General features: G+C 72.4%; 21 protein-coding genes. 9 read left to right on the plus strand and 12 right to left on the minus strand.

Going from position 1 to position 26,167, the window contains the following annotated elements; all coding sequences use genetic code 11:
* Positions 1-28: 28 nt before the first annotated feature.
* The 5 genes from ACH35V_RS00285 (at position 29) to ACH35V_RS00305 (ending at position 5,146) form a co-directional block, all read left to right on the plus strand.
* Positions 29-2,140 (plus strand): peptidoglycan recognition protein, encoded by a 2,112-nt coding sequence (locus ACH35V_RS00285; protein ID WP_395969428.1) that lies wholly within the window; start codon positions 29-31, stop codon positions 2,138-2,140.
* A gap of 147 nt (positions 2,141-2,287) precedes the next feature.
* Positions 2,288-3,160 carry an ATP-dependent sacrificial sulfur transferase LarE gene (gene larE, locus ACH35V_RS00290; protein WP_395969429.1) on the plus strand — a complete coding sequence of 291 codons (873 nt, stop codon included), beginning with the start codon at positions 2,288-2,290 and terminating at the stop codon, positions 3,158-3,160.
* Complete coding sequence (locus tag ACH35V_RS00295) at positions 3,157-3,816, plus strand: AIR carboxylase family protein (protein ID WP_395969430.1); 660 nt, start codon at positions 3,157-3,159, stop codon at positions 3,814-3,816. Before larE ends, ACH35V_RS00295 begins: the two co-directional genes overlap by 4 nt.
* Positions 3,813-4,421, plus strand: a complete 609-nt coding sequence (larB, locus tag ACH35V_RS00300; RefSeq protein WP_395969431.1) for a nickel pincer cofactor biosynthesis protein LarB — start codon at positions 3,813-3,815, stop codon at positions 4,419-4,421. Before ACH35V_RS00295 ends, larB begins: the two co-directional genes overlap by 4 nt.
* Positions 4,418-5,146 (plus strand): LarC family nickel insertion protein, encoded by a 729-nt coding sequence (locus tag ACH35V_RS00305; RefSeq protein WP_395969432.1) that lies wholly within the window; start codon positions 4,418-4,420, stop codon positions 5,144-5,146. Before larB ends, ACH35V_RS00305 begins: the two co-directional genes overlap by 4 nt.
* Positions 5,147-5,195: 49 nt before the next feature.
* On the opposite strand, the gene ACH35V_RS00310 is transcribed toward ACH35V_RS00305, so the two are convergent.
* The 10 genes from ACH35V_RS00310 to ACH35V_RS00355 all read right to left on the minus strand — a co-directional run bounded on the left by ACH35V_RS00310 (position 5,196) and on the right by ACH35V_RS00355 (position 19,651).
* On the minus strand, positions 5,196-6,134 hold the full coding sequence (locus tag ACH35V_RS00310) for a lysophospholipid acyltransferase family protein (protein ID WP_395969433.1): 939 nt from the start codon (positions 6,132-6,134) through the stop codon (positions 5,196-5,198).
* Entirely contained in the window at positions 6,131-7,708 is a 1,578-nt protein-coding gene (locus ACH35V_RS00315) for a lactate racemase domain-containing protein (protein ID WP_395969434.1), read from the minus strand. The genes ACH35V_RS00310 and ACH35V_RS00315 overlap by 4 nt, the downstream gene beginning before the upstream one ends.
* A complete protein-coding gene (locus tag ACH35V_RS00320; protein WP_395969435.1) occupies positions 7,705-8,943 on the minus strand; it encodes a zinc-binding dehydrogenase in 1,239 nt (412 codons plus the stop codon). The genes ACH35V_RS00315 and ACH35V_RS00320 overlap by 4 nt, the downstream gene beginning before the upstream one ends.
* The gene (locus ACH35V_RS00325) at positions 8,940-11,264 is read right to left on the minus strand and encodes an HAD-IB family hydrolase (RefSeq protein WP_395969436.1); all 2,325 of its coding nucleotides are present in this window, start codon (positions 11,262-11,264) and stop codon (positions 8,940-8,942) included. The genes ACH35V_RS00320 and ACH35V_RS00325 overlap by 4 nt, the downstream gene beginning before the upstream one ends.
* Complete coding sequence (locus ACH35V_RS00330; protein ID WP_395969437.1) at positions 11,261-12,181, minus strand: hypothetical protein; 921 nt, start codon at positions 12,179-12,181, stop codon at positions 11,261-11,263. Before ACH35V_RS00330 ends, ACH35V_RS00325 begins: the two co-directional genes overlap by 4 nt.
* 10 nt (positions 12,182-12,191) lie before the next feature.
* Positions 12,192-14,084, minus strand: a complete 1,893-nt coding sequence (locus ACH35V_RS00335; protein WP_395969438.1) for a sensor histidine kinase — start codon at positions 14,082-14,084, stop codon at positions 12,192-12,194.
* Between the two features lie 230 nt (positions 14,085-14,314).
* The gene (locus tag ACH35V_RS00340) at positions 14,315-16,927 is read right to left on the minus strand and encodes an AAA family ATPase (protein ID WP_395969439.1); all 2,613 of its coding nucleotides are present in this window, start codon (positions 16,925-16,927) and stop codon (positions 14,315-14,317) included.
* A gap of 152 nt (positions 16,928-17,079) precedes the next feature.
* On the minus strand, positions 17,080-17,694 hold the full coding sequence (locus ACH35V_RS00345) for a response regulator (RefSeq protein ID WP_395969440.1): 615 nt from the start codon (positions 17,692-17,694) through the stop codon (positions 17,080-17,082).
* A 148-nt stretch (positions 17,695-17,842) separates the two neighbouring features.
* Positions 17,843-18,523: a TetR/AcrR family transcriptional regulator gene (locus tag ACH35V_RS00350; protein ID WP_395969441.1), complete on the minus strand. Its 681-nt coding sequence runs from the start codon at positions 18,521-18,523 to the stop codon at positions 17,843-17,845.
* A gap of 105 nt (positions 18,524-18,628) precedes the next feature.
* A complete protein-coding gene (locus ACH35V_RS00355) occupies positions 18,629-19,651 on the minus strand; it encodes a hypothetical protein (protein ID WP_395969442.1) in 1,023 nt (340 codons plus the stop codon).
* A 180-nt stretch (positions 19,652-19,831) separates the two neighbouring features.
* Here ACH35V_RS00355 and ACH35V_RS00360 point away from each other — a divergent pair, with 180 nt between their 5' ends.
* Entirely contained in the window at positions 19,832-20,500 is a 669-nt protein-coding gene (locus ACH35V_RS00360; RefSeq protein ID WP_395969443.1) for a lysophospholipid acyltransferase family protein, read from the plus strand.
* Between the two features lie 42 nt (positions 20,501-20,542).
* Here the strand turns inward: ACH35V_RS00360 and ACH35V_RS00365 are convergent, their stop codons facing one another.
* Complete coding sequence (locus tag ACH35V_RS00365) at positions 20,543-21,274, minus strand: PaaX family transcriptional regulator C-terminal domain-containing protein (protein ID WP_395969444.1); 732 nt, start codon at positions 21,272-21,274, stop codon at positions 20,543-20,545.
* Between the two features lie 88 nt (positions 21,275-21,362).
* Here ACH35V_RS00365 and ACH35V_RS00370 point away from each other — a divergent pair, with 88 nt between their 5' ends.
* From ACH35V_RS00370 to ACH35V_RS00380, 3 genes are read left to right on the plus strand one after another with little or no spacing between them, the layout of a single operon-like run.
* Positions 21,363-23,129, plus strand: coding sequence for an acyl-CoA dehydrogenase family protein (locus ACH35V_RS00370; protein ID WP_395969445.1), 1,767 nt, complete (start codon positions 21,363-21,365; stop codon positions 23,127-23,129).
* A gap of 28 nt (positions 23,130-23,157) precedes the next feature.
* On the plus strand, positions 23,158-23,907 hold the full coding sequence (locus tag ACH35V_RS00375) for a crotonase/enoyl-CoA hydratase family protein (protein ID WP_395971110.1): 750 nt from the start codon (positions 23,158-23,160) through the stop codon (positions 23,905-23,907).
* A 58-nt stretch (positions 23,908-23,965) separates the two neighbouring features.
* Complete coding sequence (locus ACH35V_RS00380) at positions 23,966-25,213, plus strand: cytochrome P450 (RefSeq protein ID WP_395969446.1); 1,248 nt, start codon at positions 23,966-23,968, stop codon at positions 25,211-25,213.
* Here the strand turns inward: ACH35V_RS00380 and ACH35V_RS00385 are convergent.
* A complete protein-coding gene (locus tag ACH35V_RS00385; RefSeq protein WP_395969447.1) occupies positions 25,210-26,118 on the minus strand; it encodes an NAD(P)-dependent oxidoreductase in 909 nt (302 codons plus the stop codon). The genes ACH35V_RS00380 and ACH35V_RS00385 overlap by 4 nt on opposite strands.
* Positions 26,119-26,167: the final 49 nt, after the last annotated feature.

Here is a 26,167-nt window from a genome sequence, read left to right on the forward strand (position 1 = left end):
TGATCGAGGAAGAAGTGGACGGAGACGCATGCTCAAGCGCACATTGATCGGGACGTCGGTGGCCGCCGTGGTGGCGGCCGGAGCGGTGACCTGGACGGTTTCCGCGAAGTCGACGGCGACGACCACGGCCCGCTCCGAACCCGGCCCGGGCCGGGTCCAGGCACGCACGCTCGGCGACCTCGCCGCCGCCGACGGGCGGAAGGCGGTGGGGCTGTCCCCGATGCGGACGGAGCCATTCAGCCTGGTGGGCGTCACGTGGGACAAGCCGAGGGAAGATCTCCGCGGGACGGTGCGGCTCCGTACCCGCGACGCCCGCACCGGCGCCTGGTCGGGATGGCGGTCCGTGGAGCCGAACCTGGCCGACGCGCCCGAAAAGGGCGGACGCGGTGGCACGAACGGGTTGTGGGTCGGTCCGTCCAACGGCGTCGAGGTGCGCGTCACCGGGCAGGGCCGCACCCTCCCCGCAGGGCTGCGTGTCGAACTGGTCGACCCGTACACGGGCAAGAAGTCGCAGCCCAAGCCGCGTGCGGCCGGAGCCGGAAACGGAGCCGGAGCCGGAACCGGAACCGGAACCGGGATGAGGCTGGCGGCGGCGACGGCTCCGCTCACCGCCCCTCTGGCGGCTCCGCTCACCGCGCCCAAGCCGACGATCGTGCCGCGCACCGGATGGGCGGCGGACGAGTCGATCGTCAAGGAGCCGCCGGCCTACGACGGCTCCGTCAAGGCGGCGTTCGTCCACCACACCGACACCGGCAACGCGTACACGTGCGAGCAGTCCGCTGCGGTGATCAAGTCCGTGTTCCTGTACCACGTGCAGAGCCTGGGCTGGTCCGACATCGGCTACAACTTCCTCGTCGACAAGTGCGGGACGGTCTTCGAGGGACGTGCCGGAGGCGTCGACCGTCCCGTCCACGGCGCGCACACGTACGGGTTCAACACCGACACCACCGGGATCGCCGTTCTCGGCACCCACACCGCCGACGCGGCCGGTGTCGCGCCCGCCAAGGCCGCGCTCGACGGCGCCGCCAGGACCGCCGCCTGGAAGCTGGGGCTGACCGGCGTCGACCCCACCGCGAAGACGACCCTGACCGCCGCCGCCCCGGACGGGACCGGCGGCAAATACCCGTACGGGCAGCAGGTCGAGTTCAACACGATCGCGGGGCACCGCGACGGGTTCGCGACCCTGTGTCCGGGGGAGCAGCTCTACACCGCGCTTCCCGCCGTCCGGACGGCCGCGAAGCAGCTCACCGTTCCGGCGCTGGCCGCGACCATGACCGGCGCGACGTCCACCGGAGGCCGCTACTACACCAAGAGCGCGGCCACCCTGAACTGGACGCCGTCCGAGGGCGCGGCCTACACCGTCAGCGTGGACGGGGCCACGGCCGCGACGCCCGCGTCCGGGGCCGAGTCCGCCACGGTGAACCTCGTCCCGGGCACGCACGCCGTGCAACTGCACGCCGCCTTCGAGGACGGCACCACGTCGGCGTCCCCGGTCTTCCCCGTGGTGGCGGACACGACCAGTCCCGTCATCTCGTCCCAGGTGCTCACGTTGCGGAAGGCGACGGTCAATACCACTGCGTACCCCGTCCAGCTCGGCTGGAAGGCCACCGACAACACCCTGCTCAGCTCGCTGAAGGCGACGTCCCCGTCCGCGCAGAGCTTCGCCACGACCGCGACGAGCTGGTCCGCGAACGCCAAGCCGGGCGCGACGCAGTCGTGGTCGCTGACCGCCGCGGACGCCGCGGGGAACACCGCCACCGGCGCCATCAGCCGCTACGTGGGCGGCATCAGCGAGGGGTCCGCGTCCCGCACGGGCACCTGGAAGCTCGCGACGACCTCGTCCTACTACGGCGGGCGCGGCCTCTACAGCCCCTACCGGGGCGCGAGCGCGAGCTGGACGTTCACCGGCCGCAACGTGGGCCTGATCTTCACGCGCGCGGCCAGGTTCGGCGCCGTGTACATCTACTCGGACGGCGTCAAGGTCGCCACGCTGGACACCGGGGCCTCGACCACCGCCTACCGCCAGCTGCTGTGGACGCGCACCTGGGGCTCCAGCGCCAAGCACACCATCAAGATCGTTGTGGCGGGCACGTCGGGGCGTCCCACGGTCGCGATCGACGGCCTGCTCTACCTTCGCTGACACCGCGTCCCGAACGCGGTCGGCCTGGGGGATGTCGTGCCATGTCAGGGGGCAGATTGAAGTCGCCCGTCGGATGACGGATTCGCCGATGGCGTCCGTCCGTCTAGCCTCACGAGCCGGAGGACGACGACGCCGAAGGAGAATCGCATGGCCCACAGCCTCGTTTCACCGGACGTGACGGCACTGCCCAAGGTGACGGCGCTGCCCAAGGTCACGGCGCTGCGCGGGGCGCTGGCCGCGCTGCCAGGCGCTGTCGTCGCCTACTCGGGCGGGGTGGACAGCTCGCTGCTCGCCTACCTCGCGCATCAGGAGCTGGGAGACCGGGCGATCGCCGTCACGGCCGATTCGCCCTCGCTCGCGCGGGCCGAGTTGGCGGAGGCCGGCGCGCAGGCCGAGCGGCTCGGGATGCGGTACCGGGTCGTGCAGACGCAGGAGCTGGACGACGAGCGGTATGCGGCGAACGGTGGCGATCGGTGCCGGTTCTGCAAGGAGGCGCTGGTGTCGGTGCTCACCGCCGTGGCGGCGGAGGCGGGGGACTGGCCCGTCCTGCTGGGCGTGAACACCGATGACCTCGGCGATCACCGGCCGGGGCAGAGCGCGGCGCGGCGGCTCGGGGCGCGGTTCCCGATGGTGGACGCGGGGTTGAGCAAGGCGGACGTCCGGGAGGCGGCGCGGGAGCTTGGGCTGCCCACGTCCGACAAGCCCGCTTCGGCGTGTTTGTCGTCGCGGCTCGCGTACGGGGTGCCGGTCACGCGGGAGGCGCTGCGCCGGATCGAGGACGCCGAGGACGCGCTCCGCCGCGCCGGGTTCGGCGGACGGCTGCGGGTCCGCGACCAGGGCGGCGATCTGGCCAGGATCGAGGTGGAGGCGGCGGACATCGGACGCGCGGCGGAGCGGGCGGGCGAGATCGTCGCGCTACTGAAAAGCGCCGGGTTCCGTTATGTGACGCTTGACCTGGAGCCTTATCGGCAGGGCAGTCATAACGCCGTTCTCGGGCTTCCCCGGGTGCGGGCGTCATGACGGTTGACGAGTTGGGGTTCGCGCGCGTCGACATCGGGCGGGGGCGGCGGCGCGGGCATCCGGAGGCGGTGTACTGCGAGGGCAAGACGGTCGCTGAGGTCGTGGCGATCGCGGAGAGCCTGATCGGGTCTGGTGCGGTCAACGTGCTGGCCACGCGAGCGGATGCGGAGACGCTGGACGCGTTGCGGGCGGCCTTCCCCGGCACCGTGGTGCATGAGCGCGCCAGGCTGGCCGTGCTGGCGCCGGTCGCGGTGTCCGGGACGGGACGCGTCGAGATCGTGTGCGGCCGTCCGGAGGACGAGGCCGCCGCCGAGGAGGCCGCGCTGGTCGCGGAGGCGATGGGCAGCCGGGTCGTCCGGCGTTATGACGCGCCCGTCCACGATCCGGCCGCGCTGCCCGACTGGCTCCGCGAGCAGGACGCGCCCGGAGTGTTCGTCGTCGCGGACGGGACGGGCGGCGCGCTGCCGACGCTTGTGTCCGGGCTGACGGATCGCATGGTCGTCGCGCTACCCACGTCGGCGGGCGGGGATCAGGCCGGGCAGGCCGCACTTCTCTCGGCGTTGAATTCGTGTTCGCCTGGCGTGGTCGTGGTCAACATCGACAACGGGTACGGGGCCGGGTATGCGGCCCATCTCGTCAATGCGGCGGGGTCATGAGCCGTCCGATCGTCGCCGTGGCTGAAGCCGCTGAGCTTGATCCAGACCAGGTGCGGCAGCGCGTTAAAGAATTGCTGGCTCGGGATGCCGAGGTCGCGTTTCTGCGGCGGGCTTCGCGCGAGCAGTACGAGGCGGCTAAGGAGGCTGCGCCGGGGGCCGTCCATCATTCGCGGTCTGGGCTGGTGGTGCTCACGCGTCCGCGGCCTTCGGTGGCGGTGCCCGTCGCCGTCGTGTCCGCTGGGACGGCCGACCTGCCGGTGGCGGAGGAGGCGCTGGCGGGGGCGACCGCGTTCGGGCTGGACACGACGCTGATCGCCGATGTGGGAGTCGCGGGGCTGCATCGGCTGCTGGCCGTCCGGGAGCGGCTGGTCGAGGCGCGGCTCCTCATCGTCGCGGCGGGGATGGACGGTGCGCTGCCCTCGGTCACGGCGCGGCTGACGTCCCGTCCGGTGATCGCGGTGCCGACCAGCGTCGGCTACGGCAGTTCGAGCGGCGGCCTCGCGGCGCTGGCCGCGCTGCTGAACTCCGGGGCGCCGGGCCTGGCCGTCACCGGAATCGACGACGGGCTCGGAGCCGCGGTACTAGCGCGAAGGATGCTCAGATGACGAAGATCGCCTATTTCAACTGCTTCGCCGGGGTGGCCGGTGACATGGCGCTCGGGTCGCTGCTCGACGCGGGCGCCGATCTCGGCGAGGTGCGGGCCATGTTGAAGGGGCTGGACGTCCCCGGCTGGTCCCTGGACGTCGAGCGCGTGTCGCGGCGCGGGATCGCCGCCACCCGCGCGATCGTGGACGTCGAGGACGACGCCGTGTCGCGTACGCACGCGGTCATCGAGGAGATCGTCACCGCCGCGCCGCTGCCGGGGCGGGTGCGGGAGCGGGCCCTCACCGTGTTCCGGACGCTCGCCGAAGCCGAAGGCGCGGTCCACGGCATGCCGCCCGAGGACGTGCACTTCCACGAGGTCGGCGGGCACGATGCGATCGTCGACATCGTCGGGACGTGCGCCGCGCTTGAGACCCTGGGCGTGGACGAGGTACGCGCCGCGCCCATACCGGTCGGACGAGGGTTCATCCGGTGCCGTCACGGGCTGATCCCGAACCCGGGTCCCGCGGTTGTCGAGCTGCTGGCGCGCGCCCGCGCGCCGATCCAGGGGCACGACATCGACTCCGAGATGGCCACCCCCACGGGCACCGCGCTGCTGGTCACGCTGGCGACCGCGTTCGGGCCGATGCCGTCGATGACCGTCACCGGGAACGGGTTCGGCGCCGGGACGAAGATCTTCGGGGACTTCCCCAACGTGACCCAGGTCGTCCTCGGCGAGACCGCCTAGACGCTTGGAAGGGGCGCCGCCGGACGCCGTTGGCCGGCGGCGCCCACGCTCAGCGGCGGCGCCAGATGCGGTGGTGGCTGGACGACGGTGCCTCCGGACGGGTCGACTCCCACTTGCGGCGCCATTCGGACGCGTCCGGGCCGCGGGGAGCGCGGCGGCGGTCGGGGGCGTGCAGGGACGTCCACCAGTCCTCGTCGTGCTCGACCCAGAGGCGGCCCATCTCGTCCTCAAGGCGGGCGTTGAACGCGCTCGTCGACTCGTCCGGGCCCGGGTCGAGCGGCTTGCCGAACCGGACGGACACGACCGGCCGGCCCTTCTTCGGCCAGAACCCGCCGCGCGGCATCGCCTGGTACGTGCCGCGCAGCACCAGCGGCACCGCCGGGACGCCCTGATCGCGGCACAGCAGCGACGCGCCCATCCGGAACCGCCGGGCCCAGCCGTCCGTGGAGCGGGTGCCCTCCGGGTAGATGAGCAGGCTCCACCCGTCCTGCAGCAGCTCGGACGCCAGGTCGAGCGCCCCGCCTGAGCCGCGCCGCTCGATCGGGAACGCGTTGAACGTCAGCGCGGTCGCGACCGCGCGCCAGCGGGCGTCGAAGAAGTAGTCGGCCGCCGCGGCGACCGCGACGCGGCTGCGGATCCGGGCGGGCAGCGAGCCGAGGATCAGCGGCGTGTCCAGGTGGCTCGCGTGGTTCGCGACGAACACGACCGGGCCCTTGAGCTCGTCCAGCACGTCCGCGCCGTGGATCTCGGGACGGGTCTGGCTCCACGTGACCGTCCTGAGCACGCCGTCGAACGCGACCTTCCGGGCCGCGATGGCGAGCGGCGTCCGGGCCCACTCGGTCGGGAACGGGCGGCTCTGCGGGACCTCCTGCCACGGCTGCGCCGACCGGGGCGCGGGGGCCCGTCCTCGCCAGTCGCGTCCGCGCCGCAGCAGCCGGACCTCTTCGGCGAGCTTCATCCGGCCGCGCTTGCCGGAGCCGCCGCTCATCGGACGTCCGCCAGCGTCATCGGCGGGGTGTGCAGGTAAGTCAGGGACGGGCTGCGTCCGACGGTCTCGCCCGCCATCTCCAGCGCGTCCGCGAGGGTGCTGGCCGCGCGAAACCCGAGCCGGGACGCGACGCGGCGGTCCGCGCCCACGCAGATGACGTCGCCGAGGTGCGACAGCGCGTGCGCGCCCCAGTACCACATGTAGAACGGGTGGACGCCGTGGTAGGCGTACGAGTTCCGGTACAGGTGGACGTACCAGGGGTCGGTGGCGTACTGCTCCTCGTACTTCGTCTCGATGGTCGCCGGGTCCGTCGTCTGCGTCAGCACCTCCTCGTAGAAGTCGATGTAGCTCGGGTGGTGCAGCGGATGGAACTCCGACTTCATCGGGTGGTACATGATGAGCGCGCCGCCCTCACGGACCAGCGGCTTGTTCTTGTACATGTTGAAGTAGTAGCCGAGCCCCAGGCTGTACACGAGGATCGGGTTCATCACCGAGTTCACGTTGTACGGGCACAGGTACGGCAGGCCCAGCATGAGGACGTCCGACTGGCCCTGCACCTCGGTGAGCTGCTGCCGGTGGACGTTCGCGAGCGTCTTCTCGTGGACGAGGTCCGTCGCGCCCGCGTGCACCCCGGTGATTCCGTAAGGCGCGCGCATGTTCTGCCACACCCGGTGCCGGGCGGTGGCAGGAGCCAGGTCGTTGGCGCGCTTTCCGGCGAGGAATTTCGCCTGGTCCTTGAGCGTCCACTCCCATTCGCGCTTGTTCAGGAACTCGAACGGCGACGGGAACTGGTCGTTGTTGACCGTGCACTCGATGTGGAACACCCGCACCGACTCGGAGAGCAGCTTGTGCATCCGGTCGTAGGAGTGGTGCATCGCCGAGTTCGGCGGATCGTTGAACGAGCGGGACTCCCGCAGCGTGTGGACGTTGTGGTGGTGCCGCAGGCTCTTGTACGACGCCAGCCCCACCGACACCGACTTCGCGCCGCCGCTCATCGCGACCAGCGTGATGTTCACGTACACGATGAGGTCGCTCTCGGCGGCCCGCTTGTTGATCTCCACGTCCTCGCCGTGCCGGGTCTGCCCGAGCAGGGTGAGGTTGTCGCGGTCCTCGGCGTCGTGGTTGCCGAGCTTGTCCGGCCAGAACGAGTTGAACACCCGCTCGCCGACGATGTGCTTGATCTCCGCGGGCGTCATCCGGCGGTGCAGCGCGTTGCCGGCGATCAGCTCGACGTCGTCCACCCCGGCGGCCGCGGCCAGCTCCAGCACCTGCTCGATCACCCGGCCGCGGACGTCCGGCGCCCGCATCGGCGGCAGCGGCAGCGACAGGTCGTCGAACACGATCGTCAGCCGCATGCCGGAGAACAGCAGCTCGGGGAGCGGCTCGCTGCCGAGCGGGTTCAGCAGCGCGTCGCGGATCCGCCCGGTCACGTCGCGGACGCCCGGCAGCGAGTCCGGCGGATAGATGACGCGGGTGCCGAGCGGGAACCGCTCCAGCCGGAACCCTTCTCCTTCGTGCACGAGAAGCGGGGGCGTCCGCTCGTCCACCTCCAGCACGAGTCCCGGTCTGCTCATCCAACGGCTCCTTCGCGATCGAGGTGGTCGGGGGTTTCGCCAAGCGAGGGTCTGTCCCCGTTCTGGGGGTCGAAGGCGATTTTGACGCTGCCGGAGCGTCCGGCGGACAGGGCGTGCGAGAGCGCGTCCCGCCAGCGGGTGAGGGGGTAGACGCTGTCGACGAAGCCGCCGAGCGCGTCGTGGGAGGCCAGGTCGATCGCGGCCTGGAAGTCGTCCGCGCCGCGGCTGGCGTAGGAGCCGACGATGTTCAGCTCCCGGTACCAGGCGGGCGTCAGGTCGACGGGCTTGGCGGGCATGCCGGACAGCAGCACCGTCCCGCCCGCGCGGACGAGCCGCAGCGCCGTGTCGAGCCCTTCGCCGCCCGTGCATTCGACGACGATGTCCGCGCCGCCGAGCAGGTACCCGGGGCCCAGTTCAGGTCGGACGAGCGAGCCGCCCGTGATACGCCGCAACCCGCGGAGCGCGGCCGACGGGTCGATCGTCTCGGTGGCGCCCAGGGCTTTGGCGCGGCGCCGCTGGCCCGCGTGGCGGGCGATGACCGTGATCGGGCCGGCGGGGGTCAGCTCGCGCAGCGCGAGGACGGTCAGCAGGCCGACCGTCCCGGCGCCGACCACGACGATGGACGTCCCGCGCGGCACGTCGATCCGGCGGACGGACCGCACCGCGCACGCGAGCGGCTCCGCCAGCACGGCCCGCTCGGACGGCAGGGATTCCGGCACGCGGTGCAGCTGGCTGTGGTGCGCGACGAGGCGTTCGGACCAGCCGCCGCCCGTGTCGGCGCAGAACCCGGTCTGGAGGCCGGCGGAGATCCGTCCCGCGTTCACGTGGTCGCAGCGGTTCTCGTTGCCCTCAGCGCAGGGCGGGCACGGGCCGGTGCCGCGCGCGCGGCACGGCAGCACCGGGTCGAGGACGACGCGGGTCCCGGCGGGCATGTCGGGGCCGGCGGAGTCCATCAGCTCGGCGACGATCTCGTGGCCGGGCACGAACGGCATCGAGGTCAGCGGCGCCAGGTACGGGGACACCTTCCCGGCGGCCATGGACAGGTCGGAGCCGCAGATCCCGGAGAGGACGGGACGCAGCCGCACCCAGCCGGGTCCCGGCGTCCCGGGCGGCGGCTTGGACGTCAGCCGCAGCGGCGCCAGCGACGGGACGGCGGCGGACTTGAGCCGTCCCGGGAGCCGCGAGGCGGCCAGGTAGCGGGCGGGGGAGCGGTGGTACTCCAGCGCCAGGATCATCGGACCCCACCTTTCTGAGAAGCGCCCTCCAAGGCGGCGTCCAGGAGGGTGGACACGGCGCCGGAGTCGCCGTCCCAGTCCGCGATCGTCCAGCGCTGGCGCTTGGCGTGCCGGTACAGGCGGGCGTCGGGGTTGACGGCCACGGGGTTCCCGACCTGCTGGAGGACCGGCAGGTCAGAGTAGTGGTCGCCGTAGGCCCAGCTGCCGGTCAGGTCGACGCCCTCGTCGCGGGCCCAGGCCCGCAGCCAGGCGGCGCGTGACTCGCCGATGAGCGGCGGCTGCTCGAAACTGCCGGTGCAGCGTCCGTCGACCACGCGCAGGTGCGCGGCCAGCATGTCGTCGAAGAGCGTGCGGAGCGGCTCGACGAAGACGTCCAGGGTGCCGGTGAGCAGGATCGTGCGATGGCCAGCGGCGCGGTGGTTGCGGATGCGGCGGATCGCCTGCGGCCAGGCGCGGCGCAGCAGGACGTCCCCGAGCCGGTCGCGGGCCAGTTCACGCAGCTGCTCCTCGTTCGCGCCCTCGTAGCGCTTGACGAACTCGCGCAAGAACTCGCCACGGTCGCGGTGCTCGGTGCGCAGGTAATGCGGGACCTTGCGCAGGACGGGCAGCAGCGTGGTCGGCCAAGCCTTGAGCGGGGCGTCCAGCAGGCGGGCCCACAGGTGCGCCTCGACGACGTCCGACGCGACGATCGTGCCGTCGAGGTCGAACACGGCGACGACGTCGCTCCGCTCCTCGAACGCGGCGGGCGCCGGTGCGGGGCGGGCCGAGGTCCCGATCGGGCGCGGCTTAGGGGCGGGCGCCTGCACGTGGCGGAACGCGGCGGTCACGGCCGGGCAGTGCACGTCGCGGAGGTAGTGCGCCCAGTCGATGACGGCCGAGTCGCAGCCCGCGCCGGTCGCGAGCGACTTGTCGAGCGCGAGCGTGGCCGTGTCGGCGTAGACGACCTCGGCGGCGCCGTACGCCCCGTACAGGTCGCGGTAGCGGCGCAGCATCCGGACCTCGCGGCCCTGCTTGTACAGGTTGCGCTGCCAACCGCGGGTGCGGTCCCCGCTCGGCAGCATCATCAGCGCCTTCTCCGCGACCTCCATGGCGCGCTCCGCGGTGCCGAGCATGCGTTCGGCGCGTCCCTCGCTGAGCAGCGTCAGCTCGCGCGGACGGATCGCGCCGCGCCCGTCGTTGCCGGGAAGGGGGTGCTCGTCGAAGTACTCCTGGACGAGCTCGACCAGCCGCTGCAACGTCAGCGGATTCCGGGCCCCGGACCCGACGTGGTAGTACGCGGGCGTCCCCGGCTCGGGCGGCGCGGCGGCCGCGGCGAGCAGCGCGCTCACGACCAGGTCGACCGGGATGATGTCGACGACGCCGTCCGCGATCCCGGCCAGCGCCCGCAGCATGCCCTGCCCGTAGGCGAGGATCAGCGGGTCCGCCATCTTGAACCCGTCGATCCAGCCCGGGTACGGCAGCTCCAGGGCGCTCTCCACGATCGCGGGACGGACGATCGACAGCGGCACGTCGCTCGCCGTCTGCTCCGCCGCCCGCTCGCCGAGGGCCTTGGTGAGCGTGTAGACGTCCGGCCAGCCGAGGCTGCGGGCCCGCTCGCGGCCGTACGCGATCAGGCGGTCGTCGACCTCCTCGCGGCGGCGGCGCTCGGTGTCGGCCGCGACGGCGGTCGGGCCCGCCTTGCCCTGCTCCTTGAGCGCGGCGGCGCGGAGCCGTCCGAGGACCTCGGGACGCCGCGAGTCGCGCTCCACCGACCGGCGCGACTCCACGGCGCATTCCAGCTCGGTCTTCCAGTCGATTTCGTGGTCGAGGGTCGTCTCCGGGACGATCCCCTTCCGCGACCCCGCCACGTACGCCGTGGAGACGTGCACGATGTGCGGCGTCTTCCCCGACCGCTGCCCGGCCCGCCGAATGGCGTCGTACAGCGCGACCGTGCCGACGACGTTCGTCTGGAACGCCTCGTCGATCGGCGGGTCGAACGACACGATCGACGCGCCGTGGATGGCGACGTCGATGTCGTCCGGCAGCTCCGGCACGGACTCGGTGAGGTCGGCGGCGACGATCCGCACCCGGTCCCGCACGATGGCGCGGGCCGCGTCGTCGCCGACCCGCTCCCGCCACGGCCAGAACACCGGCTTGTCGACCAGCTCGTCCAGCCGCTGGTCCGCCGTGACGCCCGGTTTCTCCCTGAGCACCGCGACGACGCGAGTCTCGGGGTGCCGGGACAGGACGCGCTCCAGCAACGCCTGCCCAATGAAACCGGTAACGCCGGTCAGCAGGACGGTGCGTCCCGCGAGGCCGTCGTGTGCGGGGGTCTCGCTCATGCTGCTTGTGTCTCCCTGTGTACGCCGGCGTGGGCGAGCGCCCAGTCGGAGGCCATCTGGGGTATGCGGTGGCGCGGGAGACGTTCCAGCGAACGTCGCCGCGCGTCCTCCGCGAGGGTCGCGCCGGCGAAACCGGGGAGCTGCGCGATGGTGGCGTCGAGGCGGCGCAGCCGGTCGAGGCCGTCGTCGTCGCCGAACAGCCAGACGAGCGCGAAGTCGCTCTCGTCCTGCGGGCGCAGGCCCGTCCCGACGGGGGCCCAGAGGCGCTGCATCGCCCACCGCGCCATCCGCCGGGCCCGCGCGCTGCGCTCCAGCCGCAGCCGCGCCTGCGCCCGGTAGAACGCGAAATGGCGGCGCTCGTCCTTGATGATGCGCCGCAGGATGTCGCGGAGCACCGGGTTCTCGCTCTTCTCGATCATCGACTGGTAACTGTTGATGGCGCTGAGCTCGTTCATCGCGCCCCACGTCATCTGGATCGCGACGAAGTCCTTCGTCAGCGCGGAGCCGGCCATCGAGACGAGGTGGCCGGTGTAGACGCCGCGGCCGAGCGCGCGGCGGATCCGCTCGTTCCGGGCGACCTTGGTCGGGTACGGCGAGTGGACGTTCACCCGCTCGCGGTCGGGCGCCAGCGTGAAGCCCGCCTCGCCGAGGAACCGGGAGAACGCCTCGCCGTGCCAGAACTCCTCGTAGATCCAGCAGCTCATGAACGCCGTGATCTCCGGGTCGAACGCGGCCCGCGTCGCGAGCAGGTCGCGGGCGTACATCACGGTGTGCGTCTCGATGTCCATCATGAAGGTGAGCGTGCGCGCCTCCGCCCCCGAGACGGGGAAGGACGGGATCGTGTCCCACTCCACCCCCGACAGATCGACCGCCTTCGAGTTGCGCACGTAGCGGTCAAGGTCGAAGTCCTGCTTCATGTCCGGAACGCTAGGCACGGAAGGGGAGGGGCGAATCCGTCATGTGACCGGGCTCTTCCCCGGTGCCCGAATCCGCTGCCAGGGGCACCTCCGCGACGAGCGTGAAACCGCCTTTCCCGTCCGTCCCGGCGGAGAGGGAGCCGCCGAGCGCGGCCGTCCGGGCGGTCAGGTTCGACAGGCCCTTCCCGGTGCCGGGGTCGGAGCCCGTGAACGACGGCGGGATGACGCCGTCGTTGTGGACCGTGAGCCGCACCGCACCGTCGCGGACGACGGCCGTGACGGCGCAGTGCTCCGGGTGCGCGTGCCGCAGCACGTTGGTGACGGATTCGCGGAGGACGGCGGCCAGCACGCCGTCCACCGGGGAGGACGGCGGCAGGCCGGCCTCGTCCGGGAGGTCCACGTGGACGTCTGCCCCGGCGGCTTCGAGTGCGGCCCGCGCCGAAACCGCCTCGTCGCGGAGGGAGAGGGCGCGGTCGTCCTCCGCGACCGCGCGGGCCTCCGCACGCGAGCGCTCCGCCAGGTCGGCCAGCTCGCCGATCTCGGCGGCGGCGCGGGACGGGTCGGCGGTGACGAGCCGCCGCGCCAGCTCCGCCTTCACCGTGATCGTGGACAGCCCGAGGCCCAGCAGGTCGTGGACGTCGCGGGAGATGCGCAGCCGTTCGTGCAGCGCCGCCATCCGCGCCAGCCGCTCCCGGGCGACGTCGACCTCCCGGGCCAGCATCGGCAGCCGGTACAGCGCGTAGACGACGACGCCGATCTGCACCGAGATCGCGGACGTGTAGAGGTAGAACAGCGTCCCGTGCGACGCCCAGAGCGCGGGCACGCACCACGCCACGATGGTGAGGGAGAACAGGATCCAGGCCCATCGTCCGCGTGAGACCAGGAGTACCGAGCCGGTGGCGAGGCACGCCATCGTCGCCCATTCCTGGCCGAGGATCGCGTACGGGACGAAGACCAGCAGGATCTGCGCGGAGAGCGTCCACGCACTGCCGCGCGGGCGCCGTCTGCGCAGGACGGTCGAGGAGTGCCGCAGCACGAGCGCCGAGATCGCGGCCGTCACAGCCACGGCGCCCGCGGTGGCGCGCCAGGAGCCGTCCGTGCCCGCGTAGACGTAGATGACCTGCTGCCAAGCGAAACCGGCGGTCAGGATGACCATGATCGTCCAGGCGAGGCGGGACTGCGTCACGCGGCCAGGCCGCTCCCGCCGCCGGGACGGGCCCTGCAGCGCGCCGACGATCGTCCGGACGTCCGTCGCCGCGCGCCGTGCCGTCCGCGCGACCTCGTCCATGTCGTCGCGGGCCGCGGGCGCGTCGACCGGGAGCCGGTCGCGGGCGCGCCGGCTCACCTCCTCGATCCGGGTGAGCGCCGCGCCCAGCACCGCGCGGAGGCTGCCCGCCGCCTCCAGCCGCTCCCGCGCCGCCGCGGCCGCCGCGAACCGCTCCCGCGTCGCGTGCAGCTCCCGGACGAACCCCGACAGCCGCGTGATCGCGTACATGGAGATGCCGACGTTCACCGTCGCCATCACGCAGAACGACACGTCGACCGCCGACCAGCCCTGGTAGTACCGCAGCAGGCCCTCGCCGGCCGCGACGCCCGCCACCATGAACCACGACAGCGGCGGACGCAGCAGGAGCAGCATCGACCCGGCGAGGAACCCGCCCACGACCGGATACCAGTCGGTGCCGAACACCGCCAGCGGCAGCAGCGCCAGCGCGGTCTGCGTCGTCAGGTGCGTCCAGATCACCCACCGGCGGGGGCGCTGCGACCTCGGCCCGTACAGGACGAGCAGCCACTGCACGGCGAAGATGCCGGTGATCACGACGGTGGCCGACAGCAGCATGTGGGACGGGCCCGTCTCCGCCTGCTTCAGCAGCCGCGTCTGCAGCATCAGGACGAGGTACATGCCGGTGATCGTGCGCGCGAAAAGGGGCGTTCTACCAGCGAGGCCGGCTGATTTCGCCGGTCCCGCCGGCGCGCCTCGCCGCCGCGCGGACTCGTCCTGTCGCGCCCTGGTCACGCTCTGCTCACCGGCCCCCCAACGCCGTCCCATCGGATGATGAAACGCCGGGGCCGCCGGATCAAGGGAAATAAGCGCTTGAATATTTTTTCGGCGGTAATTTTGTGGCGCGAGCGTCAGGCGGGGACGTGCCGGTGCAGCTCCGCCCGGGACGCGACGCCGAGCTTCGGGAACGCCTTGTAGAGGTGGTAGGCGACCGTCCGGTGGCTGAGCCGGAGCCGCGCCGCGATCTGCCGGTTCGTCGCGCCGGTCATCGCCAGCCGCACGACCTGCATCTCCTGCGCGGTGAGCTGCCCGGGGACGTCGTCGCCGCCCGTCCGGACGCCGCCCTGGCCCGCGGCCCGCAGCTCGCCGCGCGCCCGCTCCGCCCACGGGACCGCGCCGAGCCGCTCGAAGACGTCCAGCGCCGCGCGGAGCCGGGCCCTGGCCTGCGCGCGGCGCCGCGACCTGCGCAGCCACTCCCCGTACAGCAGCTCCGTGCGGGCGCGCTCGAACGGCCGCCCGCCTTCCCGGTGGGACGCGAGCGCGAGCGTGAAATGCCGCTCCGCCTCGTCGGGGTCGGAGGTGAGCAGCGCCCGGAAGCGGGACGTGACGCCGTCGATCCACGGCTGTGCGGCGGTGCGGGCGAACGCCTCCAGCCGGGACATCGGCTCGACGGCCGCGCCGGGACGGCCCGCCGCGACGGCCGCGCCGACCGTGTCGATGAGCGCGAGGATCTCGGGCGGGGTGCAGGGGGTGGTGTTCCGGCGCGCATCCTGGAGGTGTTCGAGCGCGTCCTCGGGACGGCCCAGGCCCAGGGCGAGCAGGCCGAGCGCGTCACCGACCCGTCCGTCGGCGGACAGGGCGCGGCAGCGGACCTCGTCGCCCTCGACCGCCGCCTGCCGCGCCTGGATCGACTTCACCACGGCCGCCTGCCGCCGCTGCCCGGCCCGCTCGGCGATCTCCAGCGCCTCGCGAGTCAGCGCGCGGGCCTCGTCGTGCTCGCCGTGGCAGAGCCGCGACCACGCCTGGACGGCCAGCCCGCGCGGCACGAGACCGAGCAGCCCGCGGCGTCGGCACCGGGCCACGAGGTGCGCGGACATCTCGGCGGCCGCCGCGTCGTCCCCGGCCAGCAGTGCGATCTCGGCGGCGAGCAGGCAGAGCCGCTCGTCCTCGGTGCGCGTGTCGGTGAGCAGCCGCAGGGCCTTGGTGAAGTCGTCGTAGAGGAGTGCCGACAGGGCCTTGAGCATGACGGACGTCTCGTCGCCGTCCGCGAGGCCGTCCCTCGCCTGGACGGCCGTCGCTCGATCACCGCACGACCACGCATGGAACACGGCCTCTTCGAGAATTCGTACGCGGACCTGCGGATCGCCGTACGTGCGGGCCCGCTCCAGCAGCATGCGGCCCGCGGCCTGCGGGACGCCGTGCTCCAGCTCGACGCCCGCCCGGACGATGTCGACCCGCGCCCTCGTGTCCTCCGCACCGCCCGCGAGCGCCGCGTCGTCCGCCAGGGACCGGGCCCGGACGAGCCGTCCGGCGGCCAGCTCCGCCTCGGCGGCGGCGGCGAGGCGGCGGGCGCGGACGTCCGGGTCACCGGCGAGGCGGGCGGCGCGCTCGTAGGCGGACGCCGCGCCGGACGGGCCCGACCGCTCCCGGATGTCGTCGGCGGCGGACTCCAGCTCGGCGGCGACGGTCTCGTCCGTCCCGAGGGCCGCGGCGGCGAGGTGCCGGACCCGCAGGTCGGCATCGCCCGCCCGCGCGTGCACCTCCGCGAGCGCGCGATGGACGGCGATGCGCCGCGTCACCGGAACGCCCTGGTAGGCGGCGGCGCGGAGCAGGGGATGCCGGAAGCCGATCGCGGTACGGGTCACGGCCACCACGCCCGCGTCCTCCGCCGCCTCCAGCGCGCCGAACGGGACGCCGAGGTCCCGGGCCGCCTGGACGACCACGCCCGGCTCGCCGGAGTCGTCCGCGGCGGCGACCGCGAGCAGCAGCCGCGCCGGTTCCGGCAGGTCGCGGACGGTCCGCTCGAACTCCGCCGGGACCCCGGCGAGACGTCCCGACCCGGCGGCGGCGAACTCGATGAGGGCGAGGGGGTTACCGCGCGCCTGCTCCACCAGGTCGTCCCGCCGCTCGGCGGACATCTCGGGTGCGCGTTCTGCCAGCAGATGGTCGGCGTCGTCCGCGTCCAGGCCGGTCAGGGTGAGTTCGGGGAGGCCGGTGCGCGACCAGCCGTCCCGCATCGCGATCAGGAACACGATGCCGCGCGACGCGACGCGGCGGGCGGCGAACAGGAGCGCGTCGGCCGATTCCCGGTCGAGCCATTGCGCGTCGTCGATGAGGCAGAGCAGCGGGGTGTCGGCCGGTTCGGTGAGGAGGGTCAGCAGGGCCAGGCCGATGAGGAGCTTGTCGCCTGAGTCTGGACGGGCCAGGCCCAGCGCGGCCCGCATCGCCGCGGCCTGCGGGGCGGGTAGGGCGTCGATCTGGTCGACGCGGTCGCTGAGGAGGAGGTGCAGGGCCGCGAACGGGATGTCCGACTCCGCCTCGATCCCGCTCCCGCGCAGGACGTTCATCCCCGCCGCCCGCGCCTCCGCGTGGTCGAGCAGCGCGGTCTTCCCGATCCCGGCGTCGCCGCGCAGGATCAGGACGCCGCCGCCCGCACCCGACCGGGCGCGGTCGAGGAGCCGGTCGATCCCGGCGGTCTCGGCCGCGCGTCCGCGCAGGCGTCCGTGCAAAGGTTCCCCCACCATGCTCCGGAGCCTGTCACCGCGCGTTAGCGCTGGCCAGTGCGGTGCGCACCGATCCGCATGTGAATCGTCCGGGGGTCGGGCCATGCGTTTCTCATACGCGCCTCAAACCTGGATTTTGCTCACACCAGGGCGCGCCCGGCCGCGCTCACGGCTCAGACCCAGCCGAACTCGCCTGCGATGCGGACGGCGTCGATCCGGTTGCGGGCGTTCAGCTTGGTGATGCAGCTCGCCAGGTAGTTCCGGACGGTCCCGACCGTGAGGCTGAGGGCGAGCGCGATGTCGTCCACGTCCGCGCCCTCGGCCGCCAGCCGCAGCACCTGCGCCTCCCGCGGCGTCAGCGGGCTCTCCGGCTGCCGCAGCGCCACCAGCGCGAGCTGCGGGTCGACCACCTGCTCACCGGCCGCGACGCGCCGGATCGCGGCGGCCAGCTCGGCGGGCGGCACGTCCTTGAGGACGAACCCGTTCGCGTGCGCGTCCAGCGCCCGCCGCAGGTCGCCGGGACGGCCGAGGCCCGTCAGGATCAGCACCCGGCACTCCGGCAGCCGCTCGTGCAGCTCGGCGGCGGCGGTGACGCCGTCGACGCCGGGCAGGTCCACGTCCAGGACGGCGACGTCGGGCCGGTGCCGCAGCGCCGCCTTCACGATCGCGTCGCCGCTGCCGATCTCCGCCACGACCTCCAGGTCGGGTTCCAGACCGAGCAGGCCGGCGAGGGCGCCGCGCAGCAGCGCGACGTCCTCGGCCAGCAGGATCCGGATCGTTCGGGGCACGGTAGGCACCGTATCTACTGGCCCGGCGCTCATAGGCGGCGTGTCCGCCCGCGGCCGCGTGACGTCCGGCCGCGTCACGTCCGGCTGCGTGACGTCACCGTTCAAGCCCGTCATCTCAAGCCCGTCATGATGATCACGTCCTCCACGATCATCCGGCCGGGGGCGTCCGCGGCTCGCGGAAGACCGCCCTGATGAACAGTTCGGTGTGTCGCAGCGCCCGATCCCGGGCGTCCTGCCGTTCCTCAGGTGTGGCGTCGGCGTGCAACCACAGTAGCCGCGACTGGCCGATGGGCCCGAACAGCGCCCAGGCCAGGTCGGCGGGACGGCCGAGGTCGTCCGGGATCAGGCCCGCGTCGATCCACTGCTGGAAGAGCGTGCCCGTCTCGTCCATGGACTGCGCGATGGTGTCGCCTATGGCGGCCCTGTGGACGAGCCCGTCCCGGACCATCAGGCTGATGAACAGCCGTCCGCTCGGCGAGTCCCAGGCGTCGAGGACGTGCGCGACCAGCGCGCGGAGGTAGCCGGCGGGGTCGCGGTCGGCCAGGTCATGGCCCAGGGTCTCCCGTCCGGTGACGAGGCCCTGCGGCCCGAGTTTCGCCACGGCCGCGTCGAAGATGTCCTGCTTGCTCGCGAAGTGCGCGTAGAGGACGCTCTCGCTCAGCCCGACCTCGCGGGCGATCGCGCGGATCGACGTCCCCGTGTACCCCTTCTGCGCGAAGAGCCGCAGCGCCGCCTCGACGAGCTCGGACTTGGTGTCCCCGGCCTGCGTCTTCGGCGGGCGTCCCGGACGCCGCCGCGCCTGCCCCCGCGCCTGCCCATCCGGACTCATCGACACCTCTCGCTCCCCTCCCCGTTCCACCTGACCCTGGGTTCCACCTGACCCTGGCAGGCCCACCGGTGCGCCCGGTGGACCTGCCTTCGGCCCTGACATCCTTCATGAACTGGTGGCGGGTTCCGTCGCGGCGCCGTGCTTCCGCTGCCGCGCCTTCGCCGGGACCAGGACCAGGACGATCCCGGCCAGGGCCCAGACTGCCAGGACGAGGAGCGGCGCGCCGGTCGCGTTGCCGTCGAAGTAGACGGTGTTCCGCACCGCGTCGATGGCGGCCGCGACGGGCAGCCACTCGCCGATCGCCGCGAACCACTGGGGGATGAACTGCGGGCCGATCGGGCCTCCGCTCGCCGGGACGCCGATCGGGATGAGCACCAGCGCGGTCAGCCCCAGGGCGGGCGGCCCGCCGACGCGCAGCGCGCCCGCGGCGAACGACGCGACCGCGAAGACCAGCAGGCTGCCGAGCGCCCACAGCTCAAGCGGGGCGCCGACGAGCGCGCCGGTCAGGCCGGCGGCGACCCAGGCGTTGACGCCGCCGAGCGCGACGGAGCCGGCCGCGAGCAGGCCCATCCGCTGCGCCGCGCCCGCCTTCGGCAGCGCGACCGCGAGCATGACGGCCAGGATCACGGCCGGGATGACCGTCGTGATCACGAAGAAGATCGCGGAGACGCCGTTGTTGTCGTCGGCGGGCAGCGGCCGGACGTCCTCGACCGTGACCGGCTGCCCGGTGGCCTGCCCGACCCCCTGGAACGCGGCGGTCAGCGCCGCCTGCTCGATCTTCCCGTTCGCCCCCGCGAGGACCAGCTTCGCGCCGCCGCCCTGCCCGCCGCCTTGGCCGCCGGGCTGGGCGCCGCCCTGCCCGGGGACGAACACCGCGTCGACCTCGCGCTCCAGCAGCGCGTCCCGCGCCTTCTGCTCGTCGCCGTAGGCCGTGAGGTCGAACGCGCCGTCGGCCTTCTGGTCCATCATCGTGCCGAGCCGGTCGACCGCGGCGTCCGGCGCGACGACGGCGACGGGCAGCTTGTGCGGCTCCAGGTGGTGCAGGGCCCCGAGGAACGACCCCGCGAAGATCAGTCCGATCAGCGACACCGCCACCATCACGGCGATGGGCTTGCCCTTCTCATGCATCGCTGCCTCCTTGCTGTCGATGCGGTGCGTCTCTGTGCCCCAAAAAATAATCGCTCGTTCGATTAATTACTAGGGGGCGTCGCATGAGGCTGGTCACATGGCGGATGCGAACCGGCGCGAGGCTTCCTAGATTCGGCATCGCGCACCCCGTCCCCGGTGCGCCGAGTCACGGGAGGCTGCGTGTACTACGGTGTCTTGTCGCACACGGTCGGGCCCCTGCTCCGCCTGCTCCTGCGCCCGAGGGTCGAGGGCAGGGAGAACATCCCGGCGGAGGGGCCGTTCATCCTGGCGAGCAACCACCTGTCGATGGCCGACAGCTTCGTCCTGTCGCCCGTCATCCCCCGCCGGCTGTGGTGGCTGGCGCGGGCCGAGTACTTCGAGCTGCCGGGCCCGGCCGGAAAGGTGATCCGGTGGGCCATGTTCGCGCTGGGGAACGTCCCGATCAGGCGCGGGCCCACGCGCGCGGCCGTCCGCGCGCTGGAGCAGATGGTCGGCTACCTCGACGCGGGCGGCGGCGTCGCGATCTACCCGGAGGGGAGCCGCTCCCCGGACGGACGCCTCTACCTGGGACGGCGGGGCGTCGCCTGGCTCGCCCTCAAGTCGGGCGCCAAGGTCGTCCCCGTCGCGCTCGGCAGGACGGACCAGATCATCCCGCTCGGGACGTGGCGTCCCCGGCTGAACGTCCGTCCGACCGTCCGCTTCGGCGAGCCGATGGACTTCTCCCGCTACCGGGACCTGCCGCCTGGCCGGGCCCGCCGCGTCATCACCGACGAGGTCATGGACGCCATCTGGAAGCTGTCCGACCTGGAATGGGCGGGCACCCTGAACCCCCGCGCCGACGACGAGTAGCAGCCCCGGCCCCTGGCCCCCGGCCTCGCCGCCGGGCCGGGCTCAGGTCAGGACGTGCTCGCTGAGGAGCTGCTCGAACTCCCTCTCGAAGTGCTCGTACTGGTCGCGAAGGCCCGGCCCCGGCCAGCCGGGCGGGAGCAGCTCCGCCGGGAGGAGCGGGTCGTTCATCAGGTGGCGGAGGACGGCGGCGGCGAGCGTGAAGCGCTCGGCGATCGCGGTCGCCTCCGTCAGGGCCGTGCCGAGGGCGCGGGCCTTGGCCGTCCAGGCGTCCAGGCTCCAGAGGCCGGCGGCCAGGGCGGCGGGCTCCTCCTCCGGACGTCCGCGCAGGAACGTGCACTGCCGCCCGACGATGTCCGGACGGGGCCGGGTCAGGTTGGCCGGGCGCAGCCAGGTCCCCTCGCGGAGTTCGGCGAGCCGGAGTGCGGACATGGCCTGCCGGAGCGCGGCCCGGTCGGCGGCCGGACGGCGCTCGGCGGTGATGACGGCGATCTCCCACGTGCCGTCCCACGGGAGGGTCGGGGGCAGGCGGCTCTCGTCCTGGCGGGCCTGCCGTTCGAGGAGGCGCTCGGTCAGCGCGTACGTGCCGCCGGACTGGACGAGATCGCCCGAGTTCACCATGCGGGAGAGCGCGACCCGGATCGTTCCCTCGGCGATCCCGAACAGGTCGCCGACGCGGACGAGATAGCGCGCGGGGAGCCGGGGGGGATGGACGCCCAGAAGCGTGCTCAGGACGACGGAACGGGCGGTGAGGGGGCGGATCTCCAGACTGTCCATGGCTGGTCGAGACTTTATCGGGGTCGGTGCGGAGGCTCCCTAGATTACAGTCTTCTATCACGTGCAGCGAAGACGTAATATCGAGGTCATGGCGTCCTATCTGACCGAGCCGTTCGACCGGCTCCCGTTCGGCGGCCCGGAGAAGTCGCGCCGCTACGCGACCGAGCGCTATCACGGCGCGGTCGGCCTCAACTGGTACGACTGCGACCCCACGCTGCGGTTCCTCATGCGGCGGCACCTCGGGGACGGGTTCGGCTGGGCCGAGCCCCGGCTGCGCGAGATGGGCGCGCTGATGGGCGGCCCGATCGCCGAGCGCGCCGAGGAGACCGACCGGAACCCGCCCCGGCTGGAGAAGTACGACCGATGGGGACGCGACATCAGCCGGGTCGTCATGCCGCCGTCGTTCGAGGCGGCGCGCAGGGACATCGTCGCGACGTCCTTCACCCGTCCCGGCTTCGTCGCGGAGGCTTCGGCGAACGGCGTCGCCCCGGCCCCTCTCGGCGTGGCCTGGAGCTACCTTCTCGACCAGGCCGACATCGGCATGGCCTGCGCGCTCGGCACCGGCGGCGACATGGTCGTCGCGCTGACCGAGCTTTTCGCGCCCGAGGACGTGAAGGCGCGTGTGCGGGAGCTGTTCGCGGCCGGGGAGATGTCCGGCGAGGCCGCGCAGATGCTCACCGAGCGGTCGGGCGGCTCCGACCTGGGCGCGCTGGAGTCCACGGCGTCCCGGGAAGGCGATGCGTGGCGGCTCAACGGGCTCAAGTGGTTCGCGTCCAATGCCAACGGCTCGGCGTTCGTCGTGCTGGCCAAGCCCGAAGGGGCCGCCGACGGGGTGCGGGGGATCGCGCCGTTCCTCGTCCTGACGGAGCGGCGGGACGGGTCGCGCAACGGCGTCCGGATCCGGCGGCTCAAGGACAAGCTCGGCACCCGCTCCGTGGCGTCGGCCGAGATCGAGTTCACGGACGCGGAGGCGTTCCTGCTGGCCCCGTCCGCCAGCGCGGGCGAAGGCGGCGACGGCCGGGGCTTGGCGCGCATGATGGAGCTGACGAACGGCGCCCGTCTCGGCATCTCGATGATGGGCCTCGGCTGCGCCCGCCGGGCCCTGGTCGAGTCGCTCTGCTACGCGAGGACGCGGGAGGCGTTCGGCGCGCCGCTCGCCGAGCAGCCGCTGATGCGTCGGAAGCTCGCCGAGCTGATCGTGGAGACCGAGGCCGTCCAGGCGCTGGTGTTCGACGGGTATCTGGGGCGTCCGAGGCTGCGCGTCGGCGCCGCGCTGATCAAGCTGCGGGCGGCGCGGCTCGGCGTCACCGCCGCGAGCGACGCCATCGAGATCCACGGCGGGAACGGCTACATCGAGCAGTGGCCGGTTGCGCGGATCCTCCGAGACGCCCAGGTCAACCCCATCTGGGAGGGCGGCGACAACATCCTGTGCCTGGACGTCCGGCGCGCCATCGAACGCCAGGACGCCCACGAACCGTTCCTGGACCGCCTCACCGAAGCCGTCCAGCAGGCCCCACCAGGCGACGACGCCACCGTCGATCTTGTCAGCGACCGCATAGGCCACGTCCGCCAGGCCGTAGGGGCATGGCGCAAGCTGGACAGAACTGTGGCCGAAGCGCGCCTCTACCCGCTGGCCCAATACATGGCGGACGTCTACGCGGCGGCACTGCTCCTGGAACAAGCCGGATGGGAACGCGCCGACTCGGGTACGGACCGCAAGGCGCTAGTCGCACGGCTCTACGCTCGTTCCCACCTAGCCGACACCGGCCCGCTGCGCGCCATCGACGGACCGGCCGAGGACCTGGAACGCTTCAAAGACCTCGCCGACGGCGCCCTGATCGACCATCGCGACTGATCGGCAGGCAGGGGAGGCTCCGTTGGCGGTGCGGATCGAACGGGACGGCCCGGTCACCACGGTCGTCATGTCCCGTCCAGCGACCCGGAACGCCGTGGACGGGACGACGGCACGCGAACTCGCCGCCGCGTTCCGCGCGTTCGACGCGGACGAAGCCGCGAGCGTCGCCGTCCTGTGGGGCGAGGGCGGGACGTTCTGCTCCGGCGCCGACCTCACCTCGATCGGCACCGAGACCAGCCCACACGTCGACCCACCGCCAGCAGACGCCCCGCTGGGCTGCACCCGTCTGCGGCTGTCCAAGCCGGTGATCGCGGCCGTCGCCGGGCACGCCGTCGCAGGCGGGCTGGAGCTGGCACTCTGGTGCGATCTGCGCGTCGTCGAGGAGGACGCGACGTTCGGCGTCTACTGCCGCCGCTGGGGCGTCCCGCTGGTCGACGGCGGGACGTTCCGCCTCCCCAGGCTGATCGGCACGAGCCGCGCGATGGACCTGATCCTCACGGGCCGTCCGGTGAGCGCGGCGGAGGCGTTCGGCATCGGCCTCGCGAACCGGCTCGTCCCGCCGGGAGAGTCGCGGGCCGCCGCCGAGGAACTGGCGGCCGCGCTGGCCGCGTTCCCGCAGACCTGCCTGCGCAACGACCGCCTGTCAGTCCTGGACACGGAGGGCCTGCCGGAGGACGAGGCGATCGCCGTCGAGCACCGGCACGGCATCGAATCGCTGGACGACGCGCTCAAGGGCGCGGCCCGGTTCGCCGCGCGCCGCCGCGACCCGGGCGAGTAAGTTGATCATTACGGACGGCCGGAGACATGCTCGACCTGGGTGAGGGAGGAGCCGACGCATGACACTGACCGTGGACGAGGCCGGACGCGCGATCGCCGACCCGAAGACCTACGCCGACGACCGCCGCCTGCACGAGGCGCTCGCGCTGCTGCGCCGCGAATCCCCGGTGCACCGCGTGGAGGCGCCCGGCTACAACCCGTTCTGGGCCGTCACCAAGCACGAGGACATCATGGAGGTCGAACGGAACCACGACCGGTTCCTGAACGCCCCGCGCCCGCTCCTCGCCACCGCCCGCTTCGACGAACTGAACCGCAGCCGCGCCCAGGACGGCATCGCCCTCCGCACCCTCATCCACATGGACGACCCCGACCACCGCGTCTTCCGCGCGATCGGCGCCGACTGGTTCCGTCCCCGGGCGATGCGGGGGCTGGAGCCGCGCGTCCGGGAACTCGCCCGCCGGTACGTCGACCGGATGGCCGAGGCGGGCGGCGAGTGCGACTTCGCGCGAGAGGTCGCCGCGCAATTCCCGCTGTACGTGATCCTGTCGCTCCTCGGCCTGCCCGAAAGCGACTTCGACCGGATGCTGAAACTCACCCAGGAACTGTTCGGCGGGGACGACGACGAATACCGGCGCGGCGCGTCCGAGGAGGAGAAACTCGAAGTCCTCCTCGAATTCTTCGCCTACTTCCAGGAGCTGACGAAGGAGCGCCGCAGGAACCCGACCGGCGACCTCGCGTCCGCGATCGCCAACGCGCGCGTCTTCGGCGAGCCGCTCAACGACTTCGACACCGCGTCCTACTACGTCATCGTCGCGACGGCCGGCCACGACACCACCAGCGCCACGATCACCGGCGGCCTGCACGCGCTGATCGAGCACCCCGACCAGCTCGACCGGCTCCGCGAACACCCCGAACTGATGCCCCTCGCCGTGGACGAGATGATCCGCTGGGTCACGCCCGTCAAGGAGTTCATGCGCACCGCCGTCCACGACACCGAACTGCATGGCGTCCAGATCCACGCGGGCGACTCGCTCCTGCTCTCGTACCCATCCGCGAACCGGGACGAGGACGTCTTCGACGACCCGTTCCGCTTCGACGTCGGCCGCGACCCGAACAAGCACCTGGCATTCGGATTCGGCGTCCACTACTGCCTAGGCGCAGCGTTGGCCCGCGTAGAACTCCGCGCCTTCTTCGAGGAACTCCTGCCCCGCCTGGAATCCATAGAGCTAGCAGGCGAACCAGTGGGCATCGCAACAACGTTCGTAGGCGGCCTAAAACGCCTCCCCGTCCGGTATTCGTTGCGCTAGCGGACGCGGTGCAGCAGCTCCTCACCCCGGCCAAGCCGCCGACAGTTCTCCACCGCCACCGCGAAATACCGATCCCAGGTCTCCCGCGTCAGCCAAGCCACATGCGGCATGACAACAACATTCTCTAGCCCCAAAAGCGGGTTCCCCTCCCCAACGGGCTCCCTCTCGAACACGTCCAGCCCAGCACCCCCCAGCCGCCCGGACCTCAACGCCCCCACCAACGCGCCCTCGTCAATCACCGCACCGCGCGCCGTATTCACAACAATGGCGCCCTCCGGCAGCAGCCCAAGCTGCTCAGCGTCCAACAAATGATGAGTCTCGTCCGTCAACGGCACGTGCACCGACACGATGTCGCTCGACCGGAGCAACTCGTCCAACTCCCGCCAGGCCGGATCCCCACTCCTCGGCCGCCGCGACGTGTAGAGCACCCGCGCACCGACCGCCTCCAGCATCCCGCGCAGCAACGTAGCGATCTCACCGCCACCAAGCAGCCCGACCGTCCGCCCACCGAGCTCCCCGCCCACCAGCCCCCGATCCGCAGGCCACCCCTCACCCCGCCGCGTCCGCGCATCAAACGGAACAACCCGCCGCAGCACGGCCAGCATCAGCAGCAAACTCGTCTCCGCAACGGCCTGCGCATTCTGCCCAGGCATGTTCGCCACCGCGATCCCGCGCTCCTCCGCCGCGTCCAGATCGATGGTGTTCACACCCGTCCCAAGCTTCTGGATCAACCGCAACTTAGGCGCCCGATCCATATCGCCAGCCGTCAACGGCCGCAACACATGCCAGAGAACCTCAGCGTCCGGCAGCAGCTCAGCAAACCGCTCATCGTCCTGCTCCGAGCAACTCACAACATCAAGCCCCGAAGCCTCATGCTCCATATCGAAGTGCAACAACACCCGCATCACATCCCCCTTCCCACCCCCCAGATCATGACGCATCCCCACCACCCCC

The organism is Actinomadura sp. 1N219 (assembly GCF_044326405.1).
Classification (GTDB): domain Bacteria; phylum Actinomycetota; class Actinomycetes; order Streptosporangiales; family Streptosporangiaceae; genus Spirillospora.

What these genes read in the sequence shown, in the direction of transcription:
- ACH35V_RS00285 (WP_395969428.1), top strand. Translation starts at nt 29, where the DNA reads ATGCTCAAGCGCACATTGATCGGGACGTCGGTGGCCGCCGTGGTGGCG.
- larE (WP_395969429.1), top strand. Translation starts at nt 2,288, where the DNA reads ATGGCCCACAGCCTCGTTTCACCGGACGTGACGGCACTGCCCAAGGTG.
- ACH35V_RS00295 (WP_395969430.1), top strand. Translation starts at nt 3,157, where the DNA reads ATGACGGTTGACGAGTTGGGGTTCGCGCGCGTCGACATCGGGCGGGGG.
- larB (WP_395969431.1), top strand. Translation starts at nt 3,813, where the DNA reads ATGAGCCGTCCGATCGTCGCCGTGGCTGAAGCCGCTGAGCTTGATCCA.
- ACH35V_RS00305 (WP_395969432.1), top strand. Translation starts at nt 4,418, where the DNA reads ATGACGAAGATCGCCTATTTCAACTGCTTCGCCGGGGTGGCCGGTGAC.
- ACH35V_RS00310 (WP_395969433.1), bottom strand. Translation starts at nt 6,134, where the DNA reads ATGAGCGGCGGCTCCGGCAAGCGCGGCCGGATGAAGCTCGCCGAAGAG.
- ACH35V_RS00315 (WP_395969434.1), bottom strand. Translation starts at nt 7,708, where the DNA reads ATGAGCAGACCGGGACTCGTGCTGGAGGTGGACGAGCGGACGCCCCCG.
- ACH35V_RS00320 (WP_395969435.1), bottom strand. Translation starts at nt 8,943, where the DNA reads ATGATCCTGGCGCTGGAGTACCACCGCTCCCCCGCCCGCTACCTGGCC.
- ACH35V_RS00325 (WP_395969436.1), bottom strand. Translation starts at nt 11,264, where the DNA reads ATGAGCGAGACCCCCGCACACGACGGCCTCGCGGGACGCACCGTCCTG.
- ACH35V_RS00330 (WP_395969437.1), bottom strand. Translation starts at nt 12,181, where the DNA reads ATGAAGCAGGACTTCGACCTTGACCGCTACGTGCGCAACTCGAAGGCG.
- ACH35V_RS00335 (WP_395969438.1), bottom strand. Translation starts at nt 14,084, where the DNA reads ATGTACCTCGTCCTGATGCTGCAGACGCGGCTGCTGAAGCAGGCGGAG.
- ACH35V_RS00340 (WP_395969439.1), bottom strand. Translation starts at nt 16,927, where the DNA reads ATGGTGGGGGAACCTTTGCACGGACGCCTGCGCGGACGCGCGGCCGAG.
- ACH35V_RS00350 (WP_395969441.1), bottom strand. Translation starts at nt 18,523, where the DNA reads ATGAGTCCGGATGGGCAGGCGCGGGGGCAGGCGCGGCGGCGTCCGGGA.
- ACH35V_RS00355 (WP_395969442.1), bottom strand. Translation starts at nt 19,651, where the DNA reads ATGCATGAGAAGGGCAAGCCCATCGCCGTGATGGTGGCGGTGTCGCTG.
- ACH35V_RS00365 (WP_395969444.1), bottom strand. Translation starts at nt 21,274, where the DNA reads ATGGACAGTCTGGAGATCCGCCCCCTCACCGCCCGTTCCGTCGTCCTG.
- ACH35V_RS00370 (WP_395969445.1), top strand. Translation starts at nt 21,363, where the DNA reads ATGGCGTCCTATCTGACCGAGCCGTTCGACCGGCTCCCGTTCGGCGGC.
- ACH35V_RS00380 (WP_395969446.1), top strand. Translation starts at nt 23,966, where the DNA reads ATGACACTGACCGTGGACGAGGCCGGACGCGCGATCGCCGACCCGAAG.
- ACH35V_RS00385 (WP_395969447.1), bottom strand. Translation starts at nt 26,118, where the DNA reads ATGCGGGTGTTGTTGCACTTCGATATGGAGCATGAGGCTTCGGGGCTT.